This window comes from Rhizobium terrae (assembly GCF_003425685.1).
GTDB classification, from domain to species: domain Bacteria; phylum Pseudomonadota; class Alphaproteobacteria; order Rhizobiales; family Rhizobiaceae; genus Neorhizobium; species Neorhizobium terrae.
Genome location: NZ_QJKM01000070.1, coordinates 1 through 1569, shown reverse-complemented (window position 1 = coordinate 1569; position 1569 = coordinate 1). Strand labels below are relative to the sequence as shown.

2 protein-coding genes are annotated in these 1569 nt (G+C 60.0%); both read left to right on the top strand.

Annotated elements, in window-relative coordinates; translation table 11 throughout:
- On the top strand, positions 1-500 hold a 500-nt coding region (locus DMO26_RS34085; RefSeq protein WP_205421311.1), incomplete at its 5' end, for a DUF5372 family protein.
- A partial coding sequence (locus tag DMO26_RS33420; protein WP_162895210.1) for a recombinase family protein occupies positions 494-1569 on the top strand: 1076 nt, incomplete at its 3' end. The genes DMO26_RS34085 and DMO26_RS33420, both read left to right, overlap by 7 nt.

The window sequence follows — 1569 nt, the reverse complement described above, 5'->3', positions numbered from 1 at the left end:
AGACTGCCCCTATTGTCGACGGGGTGGTGCATCAGGTGACTATCATTGACCCGCGCCACGGCCTTGCGGGCCAGCGTCTTGAGCTGGTGTCAGTCCAGTCCGGCCGCGGTGCGGCATTCGTTGTCGTTCGATTACCTGACGGACGCCGCCGTTCAATTCGCCGATCGGCGACCGATCTTGCAACCGCTTCGCCGGACGCGCGGAGCGAGTCGAAGTCGGCACCTCGCATCAGCGTTCGAACCCTGCTCACATTGATGCGCCATTTGGACAGCATGGTTACCTCCCGTTCCCAGGAGGTGATTCGCGATGAACGCGCAATCAAAACCGTACCGCGTAGCGTCTCAGTCCCTCGTAAAGCTTCTGACCCCGAGCACGACACTTCCGCGTCCGTGGCTCGATCTGCCGACGGAGACGCAGAAACAAGTCGCTCAAAAGCTTGCTCCCCTGTTGATGCGGATGCGGTCAATCCGCGCGCCGACAAAGGTGGATCGGCATGCTGAGAGCGACGAGTAGCCCCGACAGCCAAGTCACCGCCGAGCATCGCGGCAAGCTTGCCTATATTTATGTCCGCCAGTCTTCCGTAAACCAGGTGCGACATCATCAGGAAAGCACGGAGCTGCAATATCGTCTCATCGATCGTGCCGTCGCTCTTGGCTGGCCACATGAACGCGTGCACGTCATCGATGAAGACCTCGGCAAGTCCGGCTCGGGCAGCGTCGAGCGAGAAGGCTTCAAGAAGTTAATCGCGGAGATCGGGCTTGGAAACGCAGGGCTCGTCATCAGCCTCGATGCCTCTCGGCTCGCCCGCAACAATCGTGATTGGCATCAACTCCTTGATCTATGCGCATTATTCGGCGTTATTATTGCCGACGGCGAACGGCTCTACGATCCTTGCGCTTACCACGACCGGCTCCTGCTCGGCTTGTCAGGCATCATGAGCGAAGCGGAGTTGCACCAGATCAGGCTACGCCTTCATCAGGGCGAGCGCCAGAAGGCGGCACGCGGCGAATTGCGCTTTGGCCTGCCCGCCGGATTGTCTCATGCCCTTTCGGGCCAGATCATTCTCAATCCCGATGAGGAGGTGCAGGCAAGGCTCTGCCTCGTCTTCAGCAAGTTCCGCGAATTGGGAAGCGCGCGGGCGGTAATGCGCTATCTACGCAAGGAGGATTTGCCATTGCCAATGCGTCCTCTCCATGGTCCGGCGCCGCACGAAGTCGTCTGGCAAGAGGCCACCAACCCACGGGTGCTCAGCATTCTCCATAATCCCGGCTATGCTGGGGCCTATGTCTACGGTCGACGACGGCAGACTGGTGGGCGCATTCGTCAGGACGTGTATTTGCCACGCACAACCAAGGTTCCCATCGAAGACTGGGAGGTCTGTTTGCAAGCGGCCCATCCTGGTTACATCGGCTGGGAGGAGTTTATGGACAACCAACGGCGATTGGAAAACAACATCAACCACTACGAAGCCGGCCATACGGGAGCGCCGCGTAAGGGCGCTGCATTGCTGCAGGGCATCGCTGTCTGCGGGCGGTGCGGCCGGCGGATGAGCTTGCGCTATAGCGGCCC